The sequence below is a fragment of the Ligilactobacillus equi DSM 15833 = JCM 10991 genome, assembly GCF_001435735.1.
Lineage (GTDB): Bacteria > Bacillota > Bacilli > Lactobacillales > Lactobacillaceae > Ligilactobacillus > Ligilactobacillus equi.
In genome coordinates, this window is the sequence record NZ_AZFH01000016.1 from 1 (window position 1) to 18,745 (window position 18,745).

Consider the following 18,745-nt stretch of genomic DNA (forward strand, 5'->3'; position numbering starts at 1 on the left):
GGCTAAAGAATATTTAGAAAAAAACAAAATAGCTCTTACGAGCTATCGAGTGGAGCGTAAATCCCCCCACTAAAGTAGGGGGATTTACGCTCCTTTTTCATTAAAACCCGCATCAAGATTAAGTAGCTCGCCAATGACGGTCCCTAACCCTAGACTAACGGCTAGCATAATTTCTCCTTGAGTTGACAGCCTGGTTCCCTTAATAATCAACATTTGACTCAAACACCCTGCCACTCCGATAAAAAAGACCGCTAGCCCCATTGCTTTTAATACCCCGGCTTGAATGCGGTTTGAAATTAACCTTTGTCCTAGGTAACCCAAAATTCCGCCCCCAGCCACGGCTAAGGTATTCACTAATGTACCACTTCCAATCATAATTTTCCCCCTTTCTTCTTAGCTTCTAGTTAATGAGGTTCACCCGAAATATCCACGTGCTAAGCCAATATTTTGTAAGAAACTTTGCCTGGTATATGGCTCTAATTCCCGCCATAGAAGTGCACTTTGTCCCGTTAAGTAGTTAGCTCGCCTCATTGATAAGGTTCCTAAGCCACGCTTTAACTCCTGCATAGCCTGCGGAATAGCATGATAATTTGCTTGAGGGCTTCCCTGATTAATTTGATAATAAGCCTCCCGCACTAGCGCTTGGGCCGTTTCATTATCTAAAGCTTCATAAAAAGCGCCAAGCTTATTATTTAATTCCGCTAGTCTTTCTTCATGTTTCACATTTCTACCTCCTCCAACATTATAACATTTGTAATAAAAGATTTTCCCAAAACCTTGACGTCATATCCTTAGTGTTATATAGTTAGTTACATGAGTAATTAACCAACTGACCCAGGAGGTGAGTTTGATGAATTTTACTTTTGACCAAAGTCGGCCAATTTATCAACAATTGGCCGACCAATTGGAAGAAATGATTTTCTTGGGAATTTTCAAACCCCACGATCAAGTTCCTTCCACTACGCAACTTTCCCAGCAACTTCATGTCAATCCTGCTACGATTCTGAAAGGGATGAACCAGCTCGTTGATAAAGGCCTCCTCGAAAAAAAACGGGGACTCGGAATGTTCGTGACTGCAAAAGCGCCGGCAATGATTCAAGCCAAACGCCAAGAAGACTTTTACAGCAATTATGTTAAAGCAATTGTTGCCGAAGCTTGTAAACTTAATATTAATGAAGATACATTAATCAACTTAATCAAACGGGGGTATGACCATGACTAAATTAAAACTTACCGGCGTCAGTAAACATTTCTGGCGTAAACCAGTCTTAAATAAAATTAACCTTGAAATCGAAACCGGTAAAATCTATGGCCTTTTAGGACGTAATGGGACGGGAAAGAGTACTTTACTTAACCTTATTAGTAACCGTAACTTCCCTAGCGAAGGTGAAATCACCTTAGATGGCCAAAATATAAATAATAACTCGGTCGCTCTTAATCAAATCTACTTAATGAGCGAAGCCGACAACTACCCTAAGCAGACCAAAGTGGAAAATCTTTTTAAATTAGTAGCTGCTAGCTATGATGATTTTGACCAAGAAGGCGCTTATCGCATGGCTCAACGTTTTAATCTCAATCCCAAAGAAAAGTTAACCAATCTTTCGACAGGGATGCGAACTATCGCTAAATTGATTACTGCTTTAAACGTCCAAGCACAATTTATTTTCTTGGACGAACCTACGCTTGGTTTAGACGCCGCTCACCGCGAAACTTTTTATACCGAGCTGCTTACTTCTTTTGAAGCTAGTGAGAAAGCCATTGTCATTTCAACCCACCTTATTTCTGAAGTCCAAAACCTCTTACAACATGTCTTCATTATTGACCAGCAGCAACTCGTTTTAAATCAGGATGTTGAGGAATTATTAGCACAGTCTTATGCCATTTCGGGACCGGCTGCCGAGGTTGACCAGTATCTGAAAGGTTTAGATGTTGCTTATAGTACCGAAGTTCCCGGACTAAAAACTTCTTATCTCACAACCGGATTAGATGACGATCGGATTATTCCTGATTTGGTTAAAATTGAACACCTAGACTTACAACAGGCTTTTATCGCTTTAACACAAAAGGAGGCATCACTACATGATTAGTCGTAAAGTCCAGATTTTAGCCCAAAATTTATTAAAAGAGTTTTTTCTTAGTTGGGCTTATGTTTTTGGGATTAGCATGCTTACGGGATTTTTCTTTTTAATTTCCTCGACAAATTTAAAAAGTACCTTTGATAGCATTTGGGGCTTCTTTGCCGCTATGACTGCCTTTTGCATTATGGTATTTTTACTGCAAGTCCCCTACCGTATTTTCCGCTTGGGAATTCAAGCAGGGATTAGTCGCCAAACCATTTGGCTCGCTGAGTGGGTTATTTTCATTTGCCTTTTAATCGTAATTGAAATAATTTCTTTTATTTCCAACTTTTTACTAACTAATGGCGCCATCTCCAATTTACCTCTCTCAGAAATCGGATTACAGAGTTCTTATGAACTATGGCGTAACATCGCCCTTAATCTAACTTTCTTAACCATTGGTACTGGTTTTTCCTTATTAAATCGACTAGGTAAATGGATTGTCGGGATTGGGTTACCAACTATCTTATTCTTTTTCATCTACCAACTTGCCCGCCTCTATTTCCTTATGGATAAAGCGACTGCTATGCATATCGCCAAAGTTGTCCAAATTATTAGTAATAACTATGTTAGTTTCATCCTTTATTTACTAATTCTAGTCGGTTTACAATATTTCTTTACTATGCGTCAACAACAACGACGTGATTAATTTTAAAGGGGATTTATTATGAAAAAATTTTTTACTAAAAAGCGCCTCATTATCGGCGGAATTGCACTTATCTGTTTATTATGCTTAATTTTCTTTTTAAACAAACCTAAAAAGGACAAAGGTCCACACTATCAAGTCGTTACGGTTGCTAAAACCGCTGACCTAACCTTAACTGGTAGTGTTATTCCTAATCAAAGTCAAGTTTTAGACCTTCCTAACGGTAAGGTGCAAAATATTGCTGTCGTTAACGGACAAAAAGTCCAACGTGGAGAGACTTTAGTAACAGCCTATGACGAAACTGCGGCCCAAGAAGTTGCTAGCCTTCAAGCTGATATCAGCAAACAGCAACGTAGCCAAAATAGTCAACAACGGACCATCGCTAACCTCCAACGCCAAATGCGCGGACTCAGTCAAAGTGATGATGGCTACAGCGAACTACAAAGTCAATTAACCGAAGCTCAAAACCAAGTAGCCGATGCCCAAGCAGACTTGAATCAAGATAATACTAAATTAGCTACAGCCCAAGCTAAAGTTAATCCTACTTTAACCGCTCCTTTTGATGGCATTATCGCTGTCGATGATTCCAAGCAAAATCATCCAGTTTTAACGCTTTATTCAGCAGGTTTACAATTCAAAGGATACATTTCTGAATATGACTATAACAAAGTTAAGGTTGATACACCGGTAACAGTAACCGCTACGGCTACTAACCACCACCAAGACACTAAAGTTAGCTTCTTAGCCACTTTCCCTGCTCGTGAAGATGGTAAGAGCAATGGCTCCAAATATGAAATCCATGCCGATCTCTCACCTGAAAGCTTTATGAATGGGCAAACTGTCAAACTCGCAGCTAAACAAAGTGAAGTGCAGATCGCTGCTAAAGCGGTGAAAAAACACCACGTTTTTGTTTACCAACACGGTAAGGTTCGTGCAATTCGTGTCGATGGCCAAATTAAAGGAGCAGTTTTCGTAGTCACTGATGGACTTAAGGCGGGGCAAAAAATTATTGCTAACCCTGATACAAAACTCAAGGATGGTGATTCTATTGACAGCAATGATTAAACTTGAAAAAATTAACAAGTCTTATCAACAGGGGACTAATAGTGTTCACATTCTTCACGATATTGATTTAGAAATTCAAGAAGGTGAATTAGTCGCTATCGTAGGTGAGTCAGGGTCCGGAAAGTCTACCCTAATTAACATCATTGGCTTTTTAGACCAAGAATTTAGTGGCAATTATTATTTTCAAGGTCAAGCACTTCATGATTTTAGCCGGAAACAATTCTCTGCCCTACGTAACCGAAATGTAGGCTTTGTTTTCCAAAACTTTAAACTTATCCAAGGAATTAATGTTCAAGAAAATGTCGCCCTCCCGCTTTTATACGCCGGAATGAGACGAGCAGCTGTCAAAGAACGTGTCTCTCACGTTCTGACACAAGTTGGACTTGCGGGCTATGAGGAATCTTTCGCCAAAAATATGTCTGGGGGACAACAACAACGAATTTCGATTGCTCGGGCTATTGCTACTAATCCGCATTTCTTGATTGCTGATGAACCTACAGGGGCTTTGGATACTGAAACTAGTCAAGAAATTATGAATCTTTTTAAAGAATTAAATGCTAACGGGACCACAATTATTATGGTAACCCACGACCCCAAAGTTGCCGCTCAGTGTCAACGAACGATTCGTATCTTAGATGGACGCATCGTTGCTGATAGTCAGGAGGGAACCATATGATCGGAATCGAATTGCTTAAAACTGCTACCCAATCATTGATTGCCAATAAAAAGCGTTCTTTTCTAACCATTATTGGGATTGCGATTGGGATTGCAGCCGTAATCACCATCTTAGGGATGGGAGCTGGGGTGAAAAAAACACTCTATGATACCTTTGGTTCTTCTAGCCAGGGGGAACAAACTACTGAAATTGACTTCTATACTGATGATTCGATTTCAACAGTTGTTGGTTTTACTCCAACCGACTTAGCTAATTTGCGCCAAAAATTCCCCTCACAGGTCACTAAGATTAAGGTCATTCACGACCAAACCGGTTTATCTCTTAAAGGACAATTGGGTAATCGTCAACAAACCATTACTACTAGCCTTTTGAAGAAGCCAACTGAAAAAATTAAAATCCTAGCCGGACGTAATATAAGCCAAGCAGATTTATTTTCTAACCAGGCGGTTGCGCTCTTAAAAGACAAGGTGGCCAAGAAACAATTCGGGTCAATGGAAGCCGCCCTTGGCGCAAGTCTCTCCTTAGGTAGTAATAGTTATCGTATTGTCGGCGTGTATCATGGGCAAAGCACCTTAGATAGTTATGGCTCCTTAAATCGTTACGGTGTAACAGCCTTAATTCCATATCAAGTTTATTACCAAAATCAAACGGAAGATAGCGGTAATGAAATTAAACTTACTTTTGCTAAAGGAGCCAACGCTAGCAAAATTTCTAAACAGCTGGCCAAATACCTGAAAAAAAATGGTTCGGCAGCCCATGCCGGCACTTACGAATATCTCGATTATGAAAAAGCCCTCAAACAAGCTTCGGCTACTATTGGGGTCATTACTGGTTTTATCTCGCTTATCGCTGCTATCTCCCTTTTTATCGCCGGAATTGGGGTTATGAACATGATGTATATTTCCGTGTCTGAACGTACACAAGAAATCGGGATTCGCCTCGCGGTCGGAGCTACCCCTCAAAATATCATGGTACAATTTTTGGTAGAGGCTACTATCTTAACCGTCACTGGAGGGATGATTGGTTTTGTAGTCGGGGCAGGACTTTCTCACCTGCTAGCACCCCTCTTATCCGGAATGTTCTCTGGAGGAATTAATGTTAAAGCCCATATTTCTATTGGGGCCTTCCTACTTGCCTTTGGTGTTTCGGCAGCCGTGGGACTAATTTTCGGGATCCTCCCTGCCAAGCAAGCCGCTAACAAAAACCTCATCGATATTTTACGATAATACGCAAAATAAGACGATAAATTTAATTATCGTCTTATTTTTTTATTTAACTGGCGCCTTGAAAAGGTCATTTAAAGCTTCGGACATGGTTGGATGAGTGTAAATTTGATCACGTAATTGGGTATAAGGAATCTTAGCTTTGATGGCCAAGGCTAGTAAATTGATTACTTCGTAGGATTCTTCCATGTAGAGGCTTGCCCCTAAAATGGTATCATCTTTAGGGTTAACTAAGGCTTTTAATAAACCTCGTTGATTGCCAATCACCTTAGCTTTAGGAATGGCCATGGCAGATAATTTAAAGAGTTGGTAATCAATTCCTTGTGCTTGGGCTTGTTTTTCAGTTAGACCCACATTAGATAATGGCGTTTGCGTAAAGACACTGTAAGGAACGACTGTGCGGTCAGATAAGCGTCGCTTGCCATCACCCAGCAGTTGATCCTTAACAATCCGAAAATCATCCAAGGAGATATAAGTAAATTGCAAGCCTCCATTAACATCCCCTAAAGCCCAAACACCTTCAACTGTGGTTTGTAAGAAATCATCGACCTTTACAGATCCATTTGGATTGGTAGCAATCCCAGTATTTTCCAAACCTAAATCTTGTGTGTTAGCTTGTCGTCCTAAGGCCACTAAGAATTTATCAGCTCTGACACTCTGCTTTTGACCAGCAACTTCATAGACTACTTCGACTTCGTTTTCATGATCAATAATTGCTTGAACTTGCGCCCCTAACTTAAAATCAATCCCATCTGCCGTTAAATCTTCATAAAGCGTATGAGCAATATCCTCATCTTCACGTTTTAAGAATTCTTGATTCCGGTCAAGAACCGTTACTTGACTACCAAACTTGGTAAACATGGACGAAAATTCCAAACCAATGTAACCCGCGCCTAAAACTATTAACCGATTAGGTCTCTCACTTTGTTCCATCGCTGTGGTTGAATCCAAACGAAACTTACTTTCCTTTAAGCCTTCAACTTCGGGCATAATTGCCTTCGAACCTGTATTAATGAAAATTCTTTGACCTTCCACTTGCATTGATTTGCCGTCTGCTAAGGTAATTTCAAGGACATGATTACTTACAAAGCGCGCTTTCCCATCTAACACCGTCGCTTGAGTTTCATCGGCCACCATATGATAGTTTTTATTACGCAACTGGTTGGTCATTTCATTTTTGGCAACTACTGCTTGACTAAAAGGCATTCCCGCAGCTGCATTTAAAACCAAGCGTTTGGAAGGAAGGCAAGCTACATTGATGCAAGCCCCACCATACATTTGAGCCGACTTTTCAATTAATAAAACATCTTGGCCGTTAGTAGCTAAAGTCTTGGCCAGCGTTTTGCCTCCCTTACCAAAGCCAATCACAATATTCGTAAATTTTTCCATCTTTAACTCACTCCAAAATAGATTTTTAACGATGTACTCGCTTTCTTTTAAGACTAACACCTTCACTTACTTTAGTCAAAGATTTTGCTTACAAAAAGTACATAAATTTCTGTCCCTCTTAGATTAAGAATGTATTAAAATTAAAGGATAATTCTAAAGAAAGAGAGCGTTAGTCATGCAAGAATTTTTTACCTTGCCTAAACAAATTCAACTTCGGGAATTAATTCGCTTCATTACCATTACCCTAGGTTCGAGCGTTTACCCTTTTATGGCGATGTACTACACCAATTACTTCGGTGCTTTTTGGACCGGAGTATTAATGATGATTACAAGTTTAGCTGGTTTTGTAGGTACCTTGTATGGTGGTCACCTCTCCGATGCTATCGGACGTAAAAAAGTAGTTGTCCTCGGCTCAATTGGGACCAGTATCGGTTGGTTTTTAACCATTTTAGCTAATTTCCCCCACCACGTCTTACCAGGGTTAACTTTTGTGGGCATTTTAATTGAAGCAATTTCTTCAAACTTTTACCAGCCCGCTTATGAAGCCATGTTGATTGATCTGACTGATGAAAGTAACCGTCGTTTTGTCTACACCATCAGTTACTGGTTCATCAATATTGCGGTTATGTTGGGGGCCGGAATTTCAGGACTCTTTTATGACCAGTACTTCTTGGAACTACTCATTGGACTTTTTGTGGTAAATACCATTTGTTTCTTCATTACCTACTTCTATTTTGATGAAACTAAGTCTGCAGACGCTGATTTCGAGCACGGCCTCGGAATTTTCGATACTTTTAAAAACTACGGAGAAGTCTTAACTGATAAAATCTTTGTACTATATGCCGTCGGCTCAACTCTCTTTGCAAGCGCTTGGCTACAAATGGATAATTATGTACCAGTTCACTTAAAATTAAGTTTCCAAACGACACAAATCTTGGGGATAACCATCACAGGCGCCAAAATGTTGTCAGTCATGATTTTTACAAATACAATTCTTATTGTAATTTTCATGACCCTCGTTAATCGCCTGACCAAACCACTTTCTTTAATGGCTCAATTAATTTCAGGATCTGTGATTTACGCCTTAGGAATGCTCTTTTGTTTCACTTTTGAATCTTTCCTCCCATTGTGGTTGGCCGTTGTCTTCTTTACAATTGGAGAAATGATTAACGTACCTGCTAGTCAAGTCTTACGGGCAGATATGATGGACGAAAATAAGATTGGTTCTTATTCCGGTTTTATCGCTATGTCTCAACCTTTGGGGAGCATCCTTGCTTCTAGTTTAGTTTCTTTGAGTTACTTCACTGGACGTCTAGGAGTCCAAATTGCTTTTATCTTTATTTCCGGACTAGGTTTAAGCCTGGTGGCCTACTCTGCTCACCAAAAGTTACGCCAACTAACGAAATAGTAATTTAATGACAAAAAGTGCTAGAAATCAGCTCCATTAGGAATGCTAATTTCTAGCACTTTTAAATTTATGACAGGAGTTAAACTACTTTAACTTCTCTAAAATCAATGCCTTCTTCTGTCTCTAAGTAATATAAAGAAACGATTTGTCCAACTTCAAAAGTCACAGGTATCGAAGCGGGGACGCTAGCTACCCCAGTTTTCTCTTGACCTGCAAAAGTTACGACAAGTCTAAAACGTCGGTGCTGATATTGACTGCCTAGGTCATCGACCGCCATTAACTTGGCCTTTTCAACAAAGGTATACCCCATATCACCAAGATTTGGTGTAACCGGATGTTCTGATAGGATTTCTCCTGGTCTTACTTCTTTCATGCAAAATATCCTCTTCTTAAAATTTCTAAAGTTATCTTAATTTTAGATGAAAATAATCTCGTGCACAAGTTTTTTTGAAAAGATCAATATCCTAAATCATAATTAACTAAATTTTTAGCTGGAGCCAATCCTTGTTGATAATACTGGAAATTCAACAGAAAACTGTCGATAATCCTTTCTGCATAAAAATTGGTTTGGCCTGCTGTATGAGCGGTAATTAAAATATTCGGTAAATCCCATAAAGTGCTATCCTTAGATAAAGGTTCTTCTTCAAAGACATCTAAAGCAGCTCCGGCAATCATTCCTTCTTTTAGAGCTGTCTCCAATGCTGACGTGTCAGTTGTTTGTCCTCGCCCTACTGATATATAATAAGCCTTATCAGACATCGCCGAAAATTGATGCTTGCTAAATGTATGCTTAGTATGAGGAGTCAGAGGTAAAGCATTAACTACAAAATCAGCTTCCGGTAATACCGTTTCAAGTTCCGTAATCGCATAACAATCATTAAAATTCATTACATGATGACCATAGGTATTAACGCCATAAACTTTCATTCCAAAAGCTTGCGCCAACTGTGCCAGACTTTGACCGATACTTCCCGTTCCGACAATTAAAAGCTTGCGCTCTGTTAGTTCCATAATTCCTGCTGGAATCTCCCATTGGTGAGCCCTTTGTAAATCGTAACTAACATGTAGCTTACGTGCGAAATTCAAAAGATAACCCAATACTTGTTGAGCAATTCCTGGTGCATTAGCCCCACTTGCTGTGGTTAGGTAAATTTCTTTTTGGGCTAATTCTGCTAATGGAAAGTTGTCTACCCCAGCTGACCAAGCTTGTAACCATTTAATTTTATTTTCACCACTTAAGACTTCAGAAACTTTCTCATCCCACCCCAAAATAATTTCAGCTTGAGCTAATTCAGCTACTGAGGCTTCAGTCACAACTTTGGCTCCCGTCATTTTTGCTAATTTTTCTTGTAACTCTCCCTTTAAAGGAAGGACACTCGCTATTTTCATTTTAAAAATCACCTCATATTTACCTTTAATTTTAAGCCATTTTCCACTCCAATTCAACTTGTACATACTGTTCATTAAATAGAGCCAATAATTGAGGTGTCGTGTTGCAACAAGCAATAACACGAAAAAATCGTTTTATAATGTCATTAGGGTATGCAAACAAATTTTGAGCACAACTTGATGAGAATCTTCCCCCCAACCACGGGCATCATGCGTACTAGAGTATAAACTATCAGCGGTAAAAAGTAGTTGGGCAAAATCAACGTGACGAAAGGCTGCACAGGCAGCTAAAGCCGCGCATTCCATCTCAACTACTTGATATCCCGCAGCAATGCGATGTTTAACCTTAGTCCGAGTTTCACGATAAAAACCGTCAGTGGTCCAAGTTTGACACACCTGCGCCTGATAGCCGTGAGCCGTGCTCACTTGGGCTAAAAGTTCAGTTAATTTTCGGTTAAGAGTCACCGTGGTTTGCGCTGGAAGATAATGGTAAGAAGTACCTTCATCCCGTAAAGCTCGTTCGGGAATTAAAAGAGTATTTTCTGGTAAATCTACTAAGGCCCCACAAGAACCGGTAGCAATAATAGTTTGCGCTCCGTAAGCAATTAGCCAATCCATAATTTGAGTAGCTGCGGGAGCACCTAAGGAAGCTTCACAAATACCAATTTCTTGGCCTTGATATGTAAAAGCATAGATAGGAGTTGTCTTAGAGATGCAAACAAATTCACCCAATTTACGGTGAGGGAAGGCGCTTAGAAATTTTGACAGCGAGCTGCTGCCTACGAAGCCATAAATAAACTTAGCTGGTAGCTTAAGATTAAGGTGTTCATGGTTGGGCTGAAGCACAGCTTGAGGATTTGAATCAAACTCGAATAGTGGTAATTTAGACATAAAACATACCTCATCAATAAATTTTAGGAAATTATAACAAACTTAATAAATGATGTCAATTTTTTTAATTTTTAAGAATAAGAGGTCTCAAAAGAAGTATGTAACACTCATTGTTTTACGCTCTCACTAACAATATACCTAACTATCCAATGCAACTAAAATAAGCCCCACCAGTATAGGTGGAACTTACCTTAAGCTACTATCTTTACCAACTAGCTTTCTTAACACCAGGAATCTTACCTGCTAAAGCTAAACGCCGGAAATTTAATCGTGACATTTCAAAATCACGCAAGTAACCGCGTGGACGACCATCTAGCCGATCGCGATTGTGCAGGCGCGTTGGCGAAGCATTACGAGGTAACTTGCTTAAAGCCTCCCAATCACCACGTGCCTTCAACTCTGCCCGTTTTTGCGCATACCGCTCTACCATAGCCTTTCGCTTCTTTTCTCTTTCAATTATCGCTTTTCTTGCCATTGTTCCTCCTACTTACGTCGCTTGTGTTCATGAATAACCTTTAAAGCTCGTTTACGCGTTTTAATGTTGGGACTTTTCAACATTCGATAAGCACTTGCTAAAGTCATCAAATCATCCTCTCTGATTTAAATTGTAATCATTACGCTTTTTGAATTATATAACAAATCAATCTCTTTGTAAATAGTAATTATTACTTTTTATTTTTAGGGAGAAAAAATGCCCGCTAATGCGAGCACTCTAGTTATGCTATTTTACTAAAACGTCACTCGCCTTAACATCTTTCGTAAAGTAAGGCGCCAATTGACTCTTGTAAGTTTGGTCAAGGAAACCATCCTTATCTAATTTAGCAATTTCTTTGTTAGTCCACTTGAGCAAGTCCTTGTTATCCTTTTTCACAGCTGGGGAAATGTAAGATTGAGGTCCCAATTCCTTAATCCCCACAACATAATCAGGATTATTCTTAGCCCAAGTGTAGAGGTAAGTATTATCATCGGCTAAGACATCAGCACGGCCATTTTTTAGGGCGTTAAATTGTTGGGTCTTAGAATCGAACTTCAATAAGTCTACCCCTAATTTAGAGGCATTTTGAGTGAAGTATGTTTCCGCTGTTGTTCCCTTATTAACAATCAATTTTTGACCTTTTAATTGGGACGTCTTAGTCACTTTGTCATTTTTCTTAGATAAAACTCCCACCGAAACCTTCATGTATGGTTTAGCAAAATCAACTACTTGCTTACGTTCGTCAGTTACAGTAAAGTTAGCTAAGACCACATCTACCTTATCAGAAGATAGTGCATCTACTCGGTTATTAGCGTTAACTTGAACAAATTTAGGTTTAACGCCTAAATCTTTTGCGAATTGGCGTGCGATTTCAACGTCAAACCCCGTTCGCTTACCATCTTTATCTACCCAACCATAAGGTTTCAAATCACCAAAGACAGCGACCCGTAAAGTACCGCGCTTTTTAATAGCGGCAACACTACTTGGATTACTATCAGCTTGAGCAACTTGGCGGAAACTTGCTACCCCACCAATCAAAGTAGCAAATGCTAAGGATGCAAGTAATAACTTTTTAAATTTCTTCATATTAAAATACCTCTCTTAAAAATCCATACTATCTAAAAATTCTTGGGCACGTTTCGTTTGTGGCTTGGTAAAGAAGTCTTTCCCCGCCGTTTCTTCCAAAATATGCCCATTTTCTAAAAATAAAACTTTATCAGCAATTTGGGCTGCAAAATTCATTTCATGCGTCACAATCACCATTGTCATATGCTCATTTTGCGATAAATCTTTAATAATTTCCAAAACCCCCCGAACCATCTCAGGATCCAAGGAAGCTGTTACCTCATCAAATAACATAACCTCAGGATGTAATGCTAAGGCCCGCACAATCGCGATTCTTTGTTTTTGACCCCCAGATAACTGGCGTGGATAGACATCTTGATAATTTTCCAAGCCGACTTTTTTCAATAACGCCTGCGCTTCGACAATTACCTCTTGACGGGGGCGCTTTTGAACCTTAGTGGGTCCTAGTAGAATGTTTTCCATGACAGTTAAATTAGGGAAAAGATCATAACTTTGGAAAACCATCCCTACTTTTTGACGTAACTGGCGCCAAACATCTTTATTATCAATCACTTCTTGACCTTCAAAACTATAAGTCCCACTTTGAAATTCTTCTAAACCATTTAAACAACGAATTAGAGTGGATTTTCCTGATCCTGAAGGGCCAAGCAAAGTTACGACTTCACCTTTAGCTACCGTAAAATTAATATCAAATAAAACTTGCTTGGTGCCATAACTTTTATTTAAATTTTTAATTGTTAAAACTTCTGCTGCCATCTTAGGACTTACTCCTTTCTAATTTTTTGGCCAGGTAAGACAAGGGGTAATTTACCCCAAAGTAAAAAAGAAAAATTAAACCATAAATCCAAAAAATCCCATTAGGATATTTCGTATTATTAGCTTCAACAATTTGCTGTCCAACACTGATCACATCAATGACGGAAATTAACATTAAAAGCGAAGTCGTCTTAACTACCCGTGTCGCGAGGTTAATTGTTGCTGGTAACATTAGCCGAACTGCTTGAGGAACTAAAACATAACGGAATAGCTGCCATGAATTTAGTCCCAAAGCCAAACCTGATTCACTTTGGTGTTTAGGCACCGATTGTAAAGCCCCCCGAACAATATCACTAAATTCAGCGGCCACCCACAATGCAAACACCAAGACTGCAACTTCATTAGCTGGTAAATTAATTTTAAATTGTCGCGGTAAAATGTAGTAAAACAAAAATAGCAAAACTACTGTTGGTACAATTCGGAAAAATTCGAGATACAAACGTAAAATGAAATTTAAAACACGATTATGTAAGGTTCGCAAAATTCCTAGGCCTAAACCCAAAATTAACCCTAGAACTAAGGCAATTAAAGCAATAACCACCGTCGTTCGTAACCCAACCAACAAGCGAGCCAAGTTATGCCCTTGAAATAAGAGCTCAATTCCCGAATGTTGCATGACGTACCTTCCTTTCCAACCAAGTAAAGAGTAATGACAATGGAATTAAGATGATGGCATATGCAACCACTAACATAAAGAGGTACTCATTACTGCGATAATACATTCCGATTAAATCCAAGGTCGTATTAGTCAGTTCCGGAATGGCGATAATTGAAAAGATTGACGTTTCTTTGATTAAAAAGATAACATTAGCAGCCAAAGCTGGAACGCTAAGGGTTAAACCTTGGGGAAAAACCACGTACCAAGCTAATTGCAAATCTGATAATCCTAGTGCACGACCACTATCTAACTGACTGGGAGCAACTCCATAAAAACCTCCACTAAAGCCGTCAGCCATATAAGCGCCTCCTAAAAAGGCTAAGCCAATAATGCCACAAGTGGTTGCTGACCACTTGATGCCCAACACTGGAAAAGCATAATATAAGAATAATAGCTGAATCAACAGTGGGGTATTGCGAGCCACCTCCACGTAGAAATTAGCAATTTTAGCTAGGATCGGTACTTTAAAATAAGTTACTAAGCTGATCACTATTCCGACTAATAAAGCTAATATAATCCCCACTATAGACAGATAAATCGTTTCTCTAAAGCCTGTCAGATACTGGGGTAAGGCAGCTTGTATTATTTGCCAATCCATGAAACTTCCTCCTCTCTGGAAAGCAAAAAAACCAGCCCAAAATTGAGCTGGTTTCCTAACTAAAAGGATACATAGAACCAATAATTAAGCTCTTACAAGCCTAGACTACGGGTTTTAAAACTCAATTTGGAAAATGCAAATAGGCATGTATTTTTCACCATACATGAACAACACATACACATCATGTTTTGCATTACATTAATAAATTGAGTCATTATCCTTTCCCTCTTTCCGTTCAAATTGACGTTTTCTCCGTCTATGCTTTAAGTTATACCACCTTTATGAAAAAAACACAAGCATTTTGTAAGTAAATTTTTATACTATTTTTTGTAATTTAATCTGAAAATGCACCCCAAAATTTTGGTGGTGCATATTTAATATAAGCGTCCTTAAAATTATATTGACCTACAGAATCGTAAGCCACACCTTTAACCTTAGCTTTCTACATGGTAACCGTTGAAGGTTGATACAATAGTGCGATTGCAGTTTCATCTAATAATAAGTCAGAGGCTTGCGTCAAATCCTTCCAACGCTTAGTTGCGTCATTAGCATCCGTCGTCTTGGACTTCGCAATTAATTCATCATACTGAGTATTCCCCCACTTTCCAAAAGTGTAGGTACTTTCCGTGGTAAATAAGTTCAAGAAGGAAATCGCATCTTGGAAGTCCGCTCCCATCCAGTGAAGACCAAATCATAGTCTCCGGATTGCATCCGCGTAATCCGTAATTGCTTAGGAATGTTAGTAACTTCAACTTTCAAGCCATCCAAGTGGGAAGCTAATTGAGATTGTAAAAATTCCGTAATGCTCTTCGTGGCATCATCATCACCCAAGAGGTTCAAAGTTAGGGAATCTTGCCCTAATTCCTTCAAACCCGCTTGGAAGTATTGTTGCGCCTTCTTCAAGTTGTAAGTTGTGGAAGTGGTGCTCGTAGCTAACGCAGCGAAGTCTTTGCCTTCACCATCAACCACTAAGTTTTTAGAGACAAGTCTCTCAAATTAATAAAATTATAATTACAAAAAATTTGATATAATTAAAAAAGAATTAATTTATTCTTGACAAAAAATGAAATCACTTTTATGATAAGTGCATAAATTATTTACCACGAAGAATGGATGAGTAACTATGGCGGGATGCCCAGAGAGTCGCTAATTGCTGCGAAGCGACCTTCCTTAAATAGCGAAGATGGTCCGGGAGTGGTTGTTAGGTGAAGCTTTGAGCCTAGCACGCAGCCATGCGTTAACATGTTTGAGGCTAGGATTTTCCTAGCGAATTTGGGTGGTACCACGCTTAAAATTTGTTTATTAGCGTCCCTAGAGATAACAACTGTTATTTCTAGGGATTTTTTTAGTAAAGGAGGAGTTTTATGAAACTCAAAAAGACGACATCCATTGTAGGAATTGCCCTACTGACAACTTTCACACTTGCTGCTTGTGGAAAAAAGGCTGATAATACCAGTTCCTATTCCGATAAACAGACTTTAAATTGGACTGAATCAGCGATGATTTCAACCCAAGACCCTTCTTTAGCAACCGATACGACCTCTTTTAATACTTTGTTGAACACTCAAGAAGGGCTTTACCGTTTAGGAAAAAATCAAAAACCTGAACTTGCCCTCGCTACAAAAGCAAAGGTTTCAGCCGACGGTAAAACTTATGACTTCACCTTGCGTAAGGGCGTTAAATGGTCAAACGGTGATACTTTGACTGCCCAGGACTTTGTTTATGCCTACCAAAGAACGGTTGATCCTAAAACCAAAGCTTCCATGGCCTTTTACCTCTACCAAATTGAAAATGCCAAAGCCATCAATCAAAGTGAAAAAGCTGTCAATACTTTAGGGGTTAAAGCTCTTGACGATTATCACTTGCAAATCAAATTAACTAAACCAGTGCCATACTTCAAGACCCTCTTGGCTTTCCCACTTTTCTTCCCTCAAAATGAAAACGCGGTAAAGAAATTTGGTGATAAGTATGGTACTCAAGCTAAATATCAAGTTTTCCTAGGACCTTACCGTCTAACTAAGTGGACTGGTTCTAATAAAAAATGGACTTTGGTTAAAAATAATACTTACTGGGACAAGAAAAATGTTCACCTGAAAGAAATTAACTCCTTAGTTACCGAATCAACAACTACTTCCTACAACCTTTTCCAATCAAATAAGGCAGACGAAACCCTCTTAAGTGGTGCCCAAGTCGCAGCTAACAAAAACAATGAAGCTTATCATCAAAGAAAAGCCTCTGCTATCCAACGTTTAGAATTGAACCAAACTAAGGTGGAAGCTTTCAAAAACCTCAAGCTTCGTAAGGCTATTTCCTTGGCTATCAATCGTCAATCATTGACAAATAACGTTTTGAAAGACGGTTCTGTCCCAGCTAAAGGTTTTGTTCCTTCTGGTATGGGAGAAAACCCTAAGACAGGCCAAGCATTCCAAGACGAAGCCTACGTTAAAGCCGGTGTTGCTTACAACTTAAAGGAAGCTAAAAAACTTTGGCAAGAAGGATTAAAAGAAGAAGGACTTGATTCCTTAACCGTTACTCTTTCGGTTTCTGATACTGATAGTGCTAAACAAGTTGCCGAGTTCTTACAAAGTCAATTGGCTAAGTTAGACGGCTTAAAGATTGAAGTTCAGTCCTTGCCATATACACAATTAATTGCACGTCAATCAGCAAGTGATTACGACATGACCGTTAAGAACTGGCAAGCCATCTTAGCTGACCCAATCAACTTCTTAGATGTCTTTGAAAAAGGTTCAAGCTACAACACCTCTGGCTACGACAGTACAGAATTTAATCGACTCTTAACTGAAGCGGAAGACACTTACGCCAACCAACCAGAAAAACGTTGGCAAGCTTTGGTTAAGGCCGAAAAAGTCTTAATGAACGAACAAGGAACTATTCCACTTTTCCAAGTTGCCAAACCACAATTACTCCGCGCCAACGTGAAGAATATCTTATACAACCCTGTTGGTTGCCCATATGATTTTAAGGAAGCATACATTGCTAACAAATAGGAGGTTTTGAAATGACCAATTTTCTTCAAGATAAGTTTATTGAATACGCAAAATATAATAGTCGTTCAGACTTTGCCAGTCATCAATTAACTCCTTCAACTCCCGGGCAAAAAGAACTAGCTCTCAAGCTAGTCGCTGATATGCGCGACTTAGGTCTTAAAGCTTATTACAACGAAAAATCAGGCTTTGCGATTGGATACTTACCAAGTAACACGGATCAAGAGATTTCAGCTATCGGCTTTATTGCCCACTTAGATACCGCTGATTTTGCAGCAGAAAATGTACAACCCCAAGTCCATCCTAACTATGACGGCCAAGACATTATCCTTAATACCGAAAAGAAAATTGTGCTTTCAGTTACTGAGTTTCCAGAGGTTAAAAAATTAAAGGGCCAAACCTTGATTACCAGTGATGGGACAACCCTATTAGGAACTGATGATAAGGCCGGCGTAGTTGCCGCACTTGGAGCGGCGAAATATTTCTTAGAGCACCCTGAAATTGAACATGGTGACCTTTACCTCGGCTTTGGCCCTGATGAAGAAATTGGAATTGGTGCGCAACGCTTTGATCCTCATGATTTCCCGGTAGAATTTGCCTATACTTTGGATAATGGTCAACCTGGTGAACTACAATATGAGACTTTCAATGCTTCAGAAGCTATTCTCGACATTGAGGGAACCTCCGTCCATCCAGGTAACGCCTATCATCTTTTAGTCAATGCCGGACTTTTAGCCCAAGAATTTATTGCACGATTACCTAAAGATGAAGTACCTGAAAAAACTAAGGATCATCAAGGTTTTATCTTGGTCCACAGTTATCAAGCTACGGTAGACCATGCACAAGTTAAGATGATTGTCCGCGACTTTGATCATGATAAATGGCGCCAAAAAGAACAACTTTTACAAGCTCTTGTTGCTGAATTCAATGCCAACCTTGATAAGCCACGGTTTAAATTACACCTCCGGGAACAGTACCGTAACATCGCTGATGAAATCGTCAAAAATCCTTATATTGTGAACCTTGCCCTTGATGCTTATCGAAAAGTGGGACTTACTCCCAACGTTCAACCATTTAGAGGCGGAACTGATGGTAATTTTATCACGCAAAAAGGTATCCCTGCTCCTAACCTCTTTAACGGAGGTGGCAATTACCATGGTCAATACGAGTATGTTACAGTGGAACAATTGGAAATTCTTCAAAAAGTTATTACAACAATTGTAACAGAGCACTTAGCTCAAAAAGACGTAAGCACACCATAACAGGACGTAAAAAGAAGCGATGGAAGAAATCCAATTGGTTA

23 protein-coding genes and 1 other annotated feature are annotated in these 18,745 nt (G+C 39.3%); of the genes, 9 read left to right on the top strand and 14 right to left on the bottom strand.

Annotated elements, in window-relative coordinates; genetic code table 11:
• Window positions 1–84: 84 nt before the first annotated feature.
• Window positions 85–375 (bottom strand): DUF554 family protein, encoded by a 291-nt coding sequence (locus FC36_RS02610; RefSeq protein ID WP_056986692.1) that lies wholly within the window; start codon window positions 373–375, stop codon window positions 85–87.
• Between the two features lie 39 nt (window positions 376–414).
• Entirely contained in the window at window positions 415–723 is a 309-nt protein-coding gene (locus FC36_RS02615; RefSeq protein ID WP_025021163.1) for a hypothetical protein, read from the bottom strand.
• Between the two features lie 127 nt (window positions 724–850).
• On the opposite strand from FC36_RS02615, the gene FC36_RS02620 reads away from it, so the two are divergent.
• From FC36_RS02620 to FC36_RS02645, 6 genes are read left to right on the top strand one after another with little or no spacing between them, the layout of a single operon-like run.
• Complete coding sequence (locus FC36_RS02620; RefSeq protein ID WP_025021164.1) at window positions 851–1,222, top strand: GntR family transcriptional regulator; 372 nt, start codon at window positions 851–853, stop codon at window positions 1,220–1,222.
• The gene (locus FC36_RS02625) at window positions 1,215–2,087 is read left to right on the top strand and encodes an ATP-binding cassette domain-containing protein (RefSeq protein WP_056986693.1); all 873 of its coding nucleotides are present in this window, start codon (window positions 1,215–1,217) and stop codon (window positions 2,085–2,087) included. The genes FC36_RS02620 and FC36_RS02625 overlap by 8 nt, the downstream gene beginning before the upstream one ends.
• Window positions 2,080–2,766: a hypothetical protein gene (locus FC36_RS02630; RefSeq protein WP_035188548.1), complete on the top strand. Its 687-nt coding sequence runs from the start codon at window positions 2,080–2,082 to the stop codon at window positions 2,764–2,766. The genes FC36_RS02625 and FC36_RS02630 overlap by 8 nt, the downstream gene beginning before the upstream one ends.
• A gap of 18 nt (window positions 2,767–2,784) precedes the next feature.
• On the top strand, window positions 2,785–3,828 hold the full coding sequence (locus tag FC36_RS02635; RefSeq protein ID WP_035188550.1) for an efflux RND transporter periplasmic adaptor subunit: 1,044 nt from the start codon (window positions 2,785–2,787) through the stop codon (window positions 3,826–3,828).
• The gene (locus FC36_RS02640; protein WP_023859654.1) at window positions 3,821–4,504 is read left to right on the top strand and encodes an ABC transporter ATP-binding protein; all 684 of its coding nucleotides are present in this window, start codon (window positions 3,821–3,823) and stop codon (window positions 4,502–4,504) included. The genes FC36_RS02635 and FC36_RS02640 overlap by 8 nt, the downstream gene beginning before the upstream one ends.
• Complete coding sequence (locus FC36_RS02645; RefSeq protein WP_025021165.1) at window positions 4,501–5,730, top strand: ABC transporter permease; 1,230 nt, start codon at window positions 4,501–4,503, stop codon at window positions 5,728–5,730. Before FC36_RS02640 ends, FC36_RS02645 begins: the two co-directional genes overlap by 4 nt.
• Before the next feature lie 42 nt (window positions 5,731–5,772).
• Here the strand turns inward: FC36_RS02645 and FC36_RS02650 are convergent, their stop codons facing one another.
• A complete protein-coding gene (locus FC36_RS02650; RefSeq protein ID WP_025021166.1) occupies window positions 5,773–7,116 on the bottom strand; it encodes an FAD-dependent oxidoreductase in 1,344 nt (447 codons plus the stop codon).
• Window positions 7,117–7,291: 175 nt separating this feature from the next.
• Between FC36_RS02650 and FC36_RS02655 the strand changes: the two genes are divergently transcribed.
• Entirely contained in the window at window positions 7,292–8,524 is a 1,233-nt protein-coding gene (locus FC36_RS02655) for an MDR family MFS transporter (RefSeq protein ID WP_056986694.1), read from the top strand.
• A gap of 79 nt (window positions 8,525–8,603) precedes the next feature.
• On the opposite strand, the gene FC36_RS02660 is transcribed toward FC36_RS02655, so the two are convergent.
• The 11 genes from FC36_RS02660 to FC36_RS02705 all read right to left on the bottom strand — a co-directional run bounded on the left by FC36_RS02660 (window position 8,604) and on the right by FC36_RS02705 (window position 15,406).
• A complete protein-coding gene (locus FC36_RS02660) occupies window positions 8,604–8,897 on the bottom strand; it encodes a hypothetical protein (protein WP_025021167.1) in 294 nt (97 codons plus the stop codon).
• 83 nt (window positions 8,898–8,980) lie between these two features.
• Window positions 8,981–9,913, bottom strand: coding sequence for a D-2-hydroxyacid dehydrogenase (locus FC36_RS02665; RefSeq protein ID WP_025021168.1), 933 nt, complete (start codon window positions 9,911–9,913; stop codon window positions 8,981–8,983).
• 135 nt (window positions 9,914–10,048) lie between these two features.
• A complete protein-coding gene (locus FC36_RS02670; protein WP_023859660.1) occupies window positions 10,049–10,804 on the bottom strand; it encodes a nucleoside phosphorylase in 756 nt (251 codons plus the stop codon).
• 205 nt (window positions 10,805–11,009) lie between these two features.
• A complete protein-coding gene (gene rpsN, locus FC36_RS02675) occupies window positions 11,010–11,279 on the bottom strand; it encodes a 30S ribosomal protein S14 (protein ID WP_023859661.1) in 270 nt (89 codons plus the stop codon).
• 8 nt (window positions 11,280–11,287) lie between these two features.
• Complete coding sequence (locus FC36_RS12090) at window positions 11,288–11,386, bottom strand: putative metal homeostasis protein (RefSeq protein ID WP_161628292.1); 99 nt, start codon at window positions 11,384–11,386, stop codon at window positions 11,288–11,290.
• 139 nt (window positions 11,387–11,525) lie between these two features.
• Entirely contained in the window at window positions 11,526–12,365 is an 840-nt protein-coding gene (locus FC36_RS02680) for a transporter substrate-binding domain-containing protein (RefSeq protein WP_025021169.1), read from the bottom strand.
• Between the two features lie 15 nt (window positions 12,366–12,380).
• On the bottom strand, window positions 12,381–13,121 hold the full coding sequence (locus tag FC36_RS02685) for an amino acid ABC transporter ATP-binding protein (RefSeq protein WP_025021170.1): 741 nt from the start codon (window positions 13,119–13,121) through the stop codon (window positions 12,381–12,383).
• Window position 13,122: 1 nt separating this feature from the next.
• Window positions 13,123–13,797, bottom strand: coding sequence for an amino acid ABC transporter permease (locus FC36_RS02690; protein WP_025021171.1), 675 nt, complete (start codon window positions 13,795–13,797; stop codon window positions 13,123–13,125).
• Complete coding sequence (locus tag FC36_RS02695) at window positions 13,778–14,437, bottom strand: amino acid ABC transporter permease (protein WP_025021172.1); 660 nt, start codon at window positions 14,435–14,437, stop codon at window positions 13,778–13,780. The genes FC36_RS02690 and FC36_RS02695 overlap by 20 nt, the downstream gene beginning before the upstream one ends.
• Window positions 14,438–14,879: 442 nt before the next feature.
• Window positions 14,880–15,080 carry a hypothetical protein gene (locus FC36_RS02700; RefSeq protein ID WP_025021173.1) on the bottom strand — a complete coding sequence of 67 codons (201 nt, stop codon included), beginning with the start codon at window positions 15,078–15,080 and terminating at the stop codon, window positions 14,880–14,882.
• Window positions 15,077–15,406 carry an ABC transporter substrate-binding protein gene (locus FC36_RS02705; RefSeq protein ID WP_025021174.1) on the bottom strand — a complete coding sequence of 110 codons (330 nt, stop codon included), beginning with the start codon at window positions 15,404–15,406 and terminating at the stop codon, window positions 15,077–15,079. The genes FC36_RS02700 and FC36_RS02705 overlap by 4 nt, the downstream gene beginning before the upstream one ends.
• A 127-nt stretch (window positions 15,407–15,533) precedes the next feature.
• Window positions 15,534–15,753: a binding site (T-box leader), on the top strand.
• 48 nt (window positions 15,754–15,801) lie between these two features.
• Here FC36_RS02705 and FC36_RS02710 point away from each other — a divergent pair.
• Both FC36_RS02710 and pepT read left to right on the top strand, forming a co-directional pair.
• Window positions 15,802–17,445, top strand: a complete 1,644-nt coding sequence (locus FC36_RS02710) for a peptide ABC transporter substrate-binding protein (RefSeq protein WP_025021175.1) — start codon at window positions 15,802–15,804, stop codon at window positions 17,443–17,445.
• A gap of 11 nt (window positions 17,446–17,456) precedes the next feature.
• Window positions 17,457–18,704, top strand: a complete 1,248-nt coding sequence (gene pepT, locus FC36_RS02715; protein WP_056986695.1) for a peptidase T — start codon at window positions 17,457–17,459, stop codon at window positions 18,702–18,704.
• Window positions 18,705–18,745: the final 41 nt, after the last annotated feature.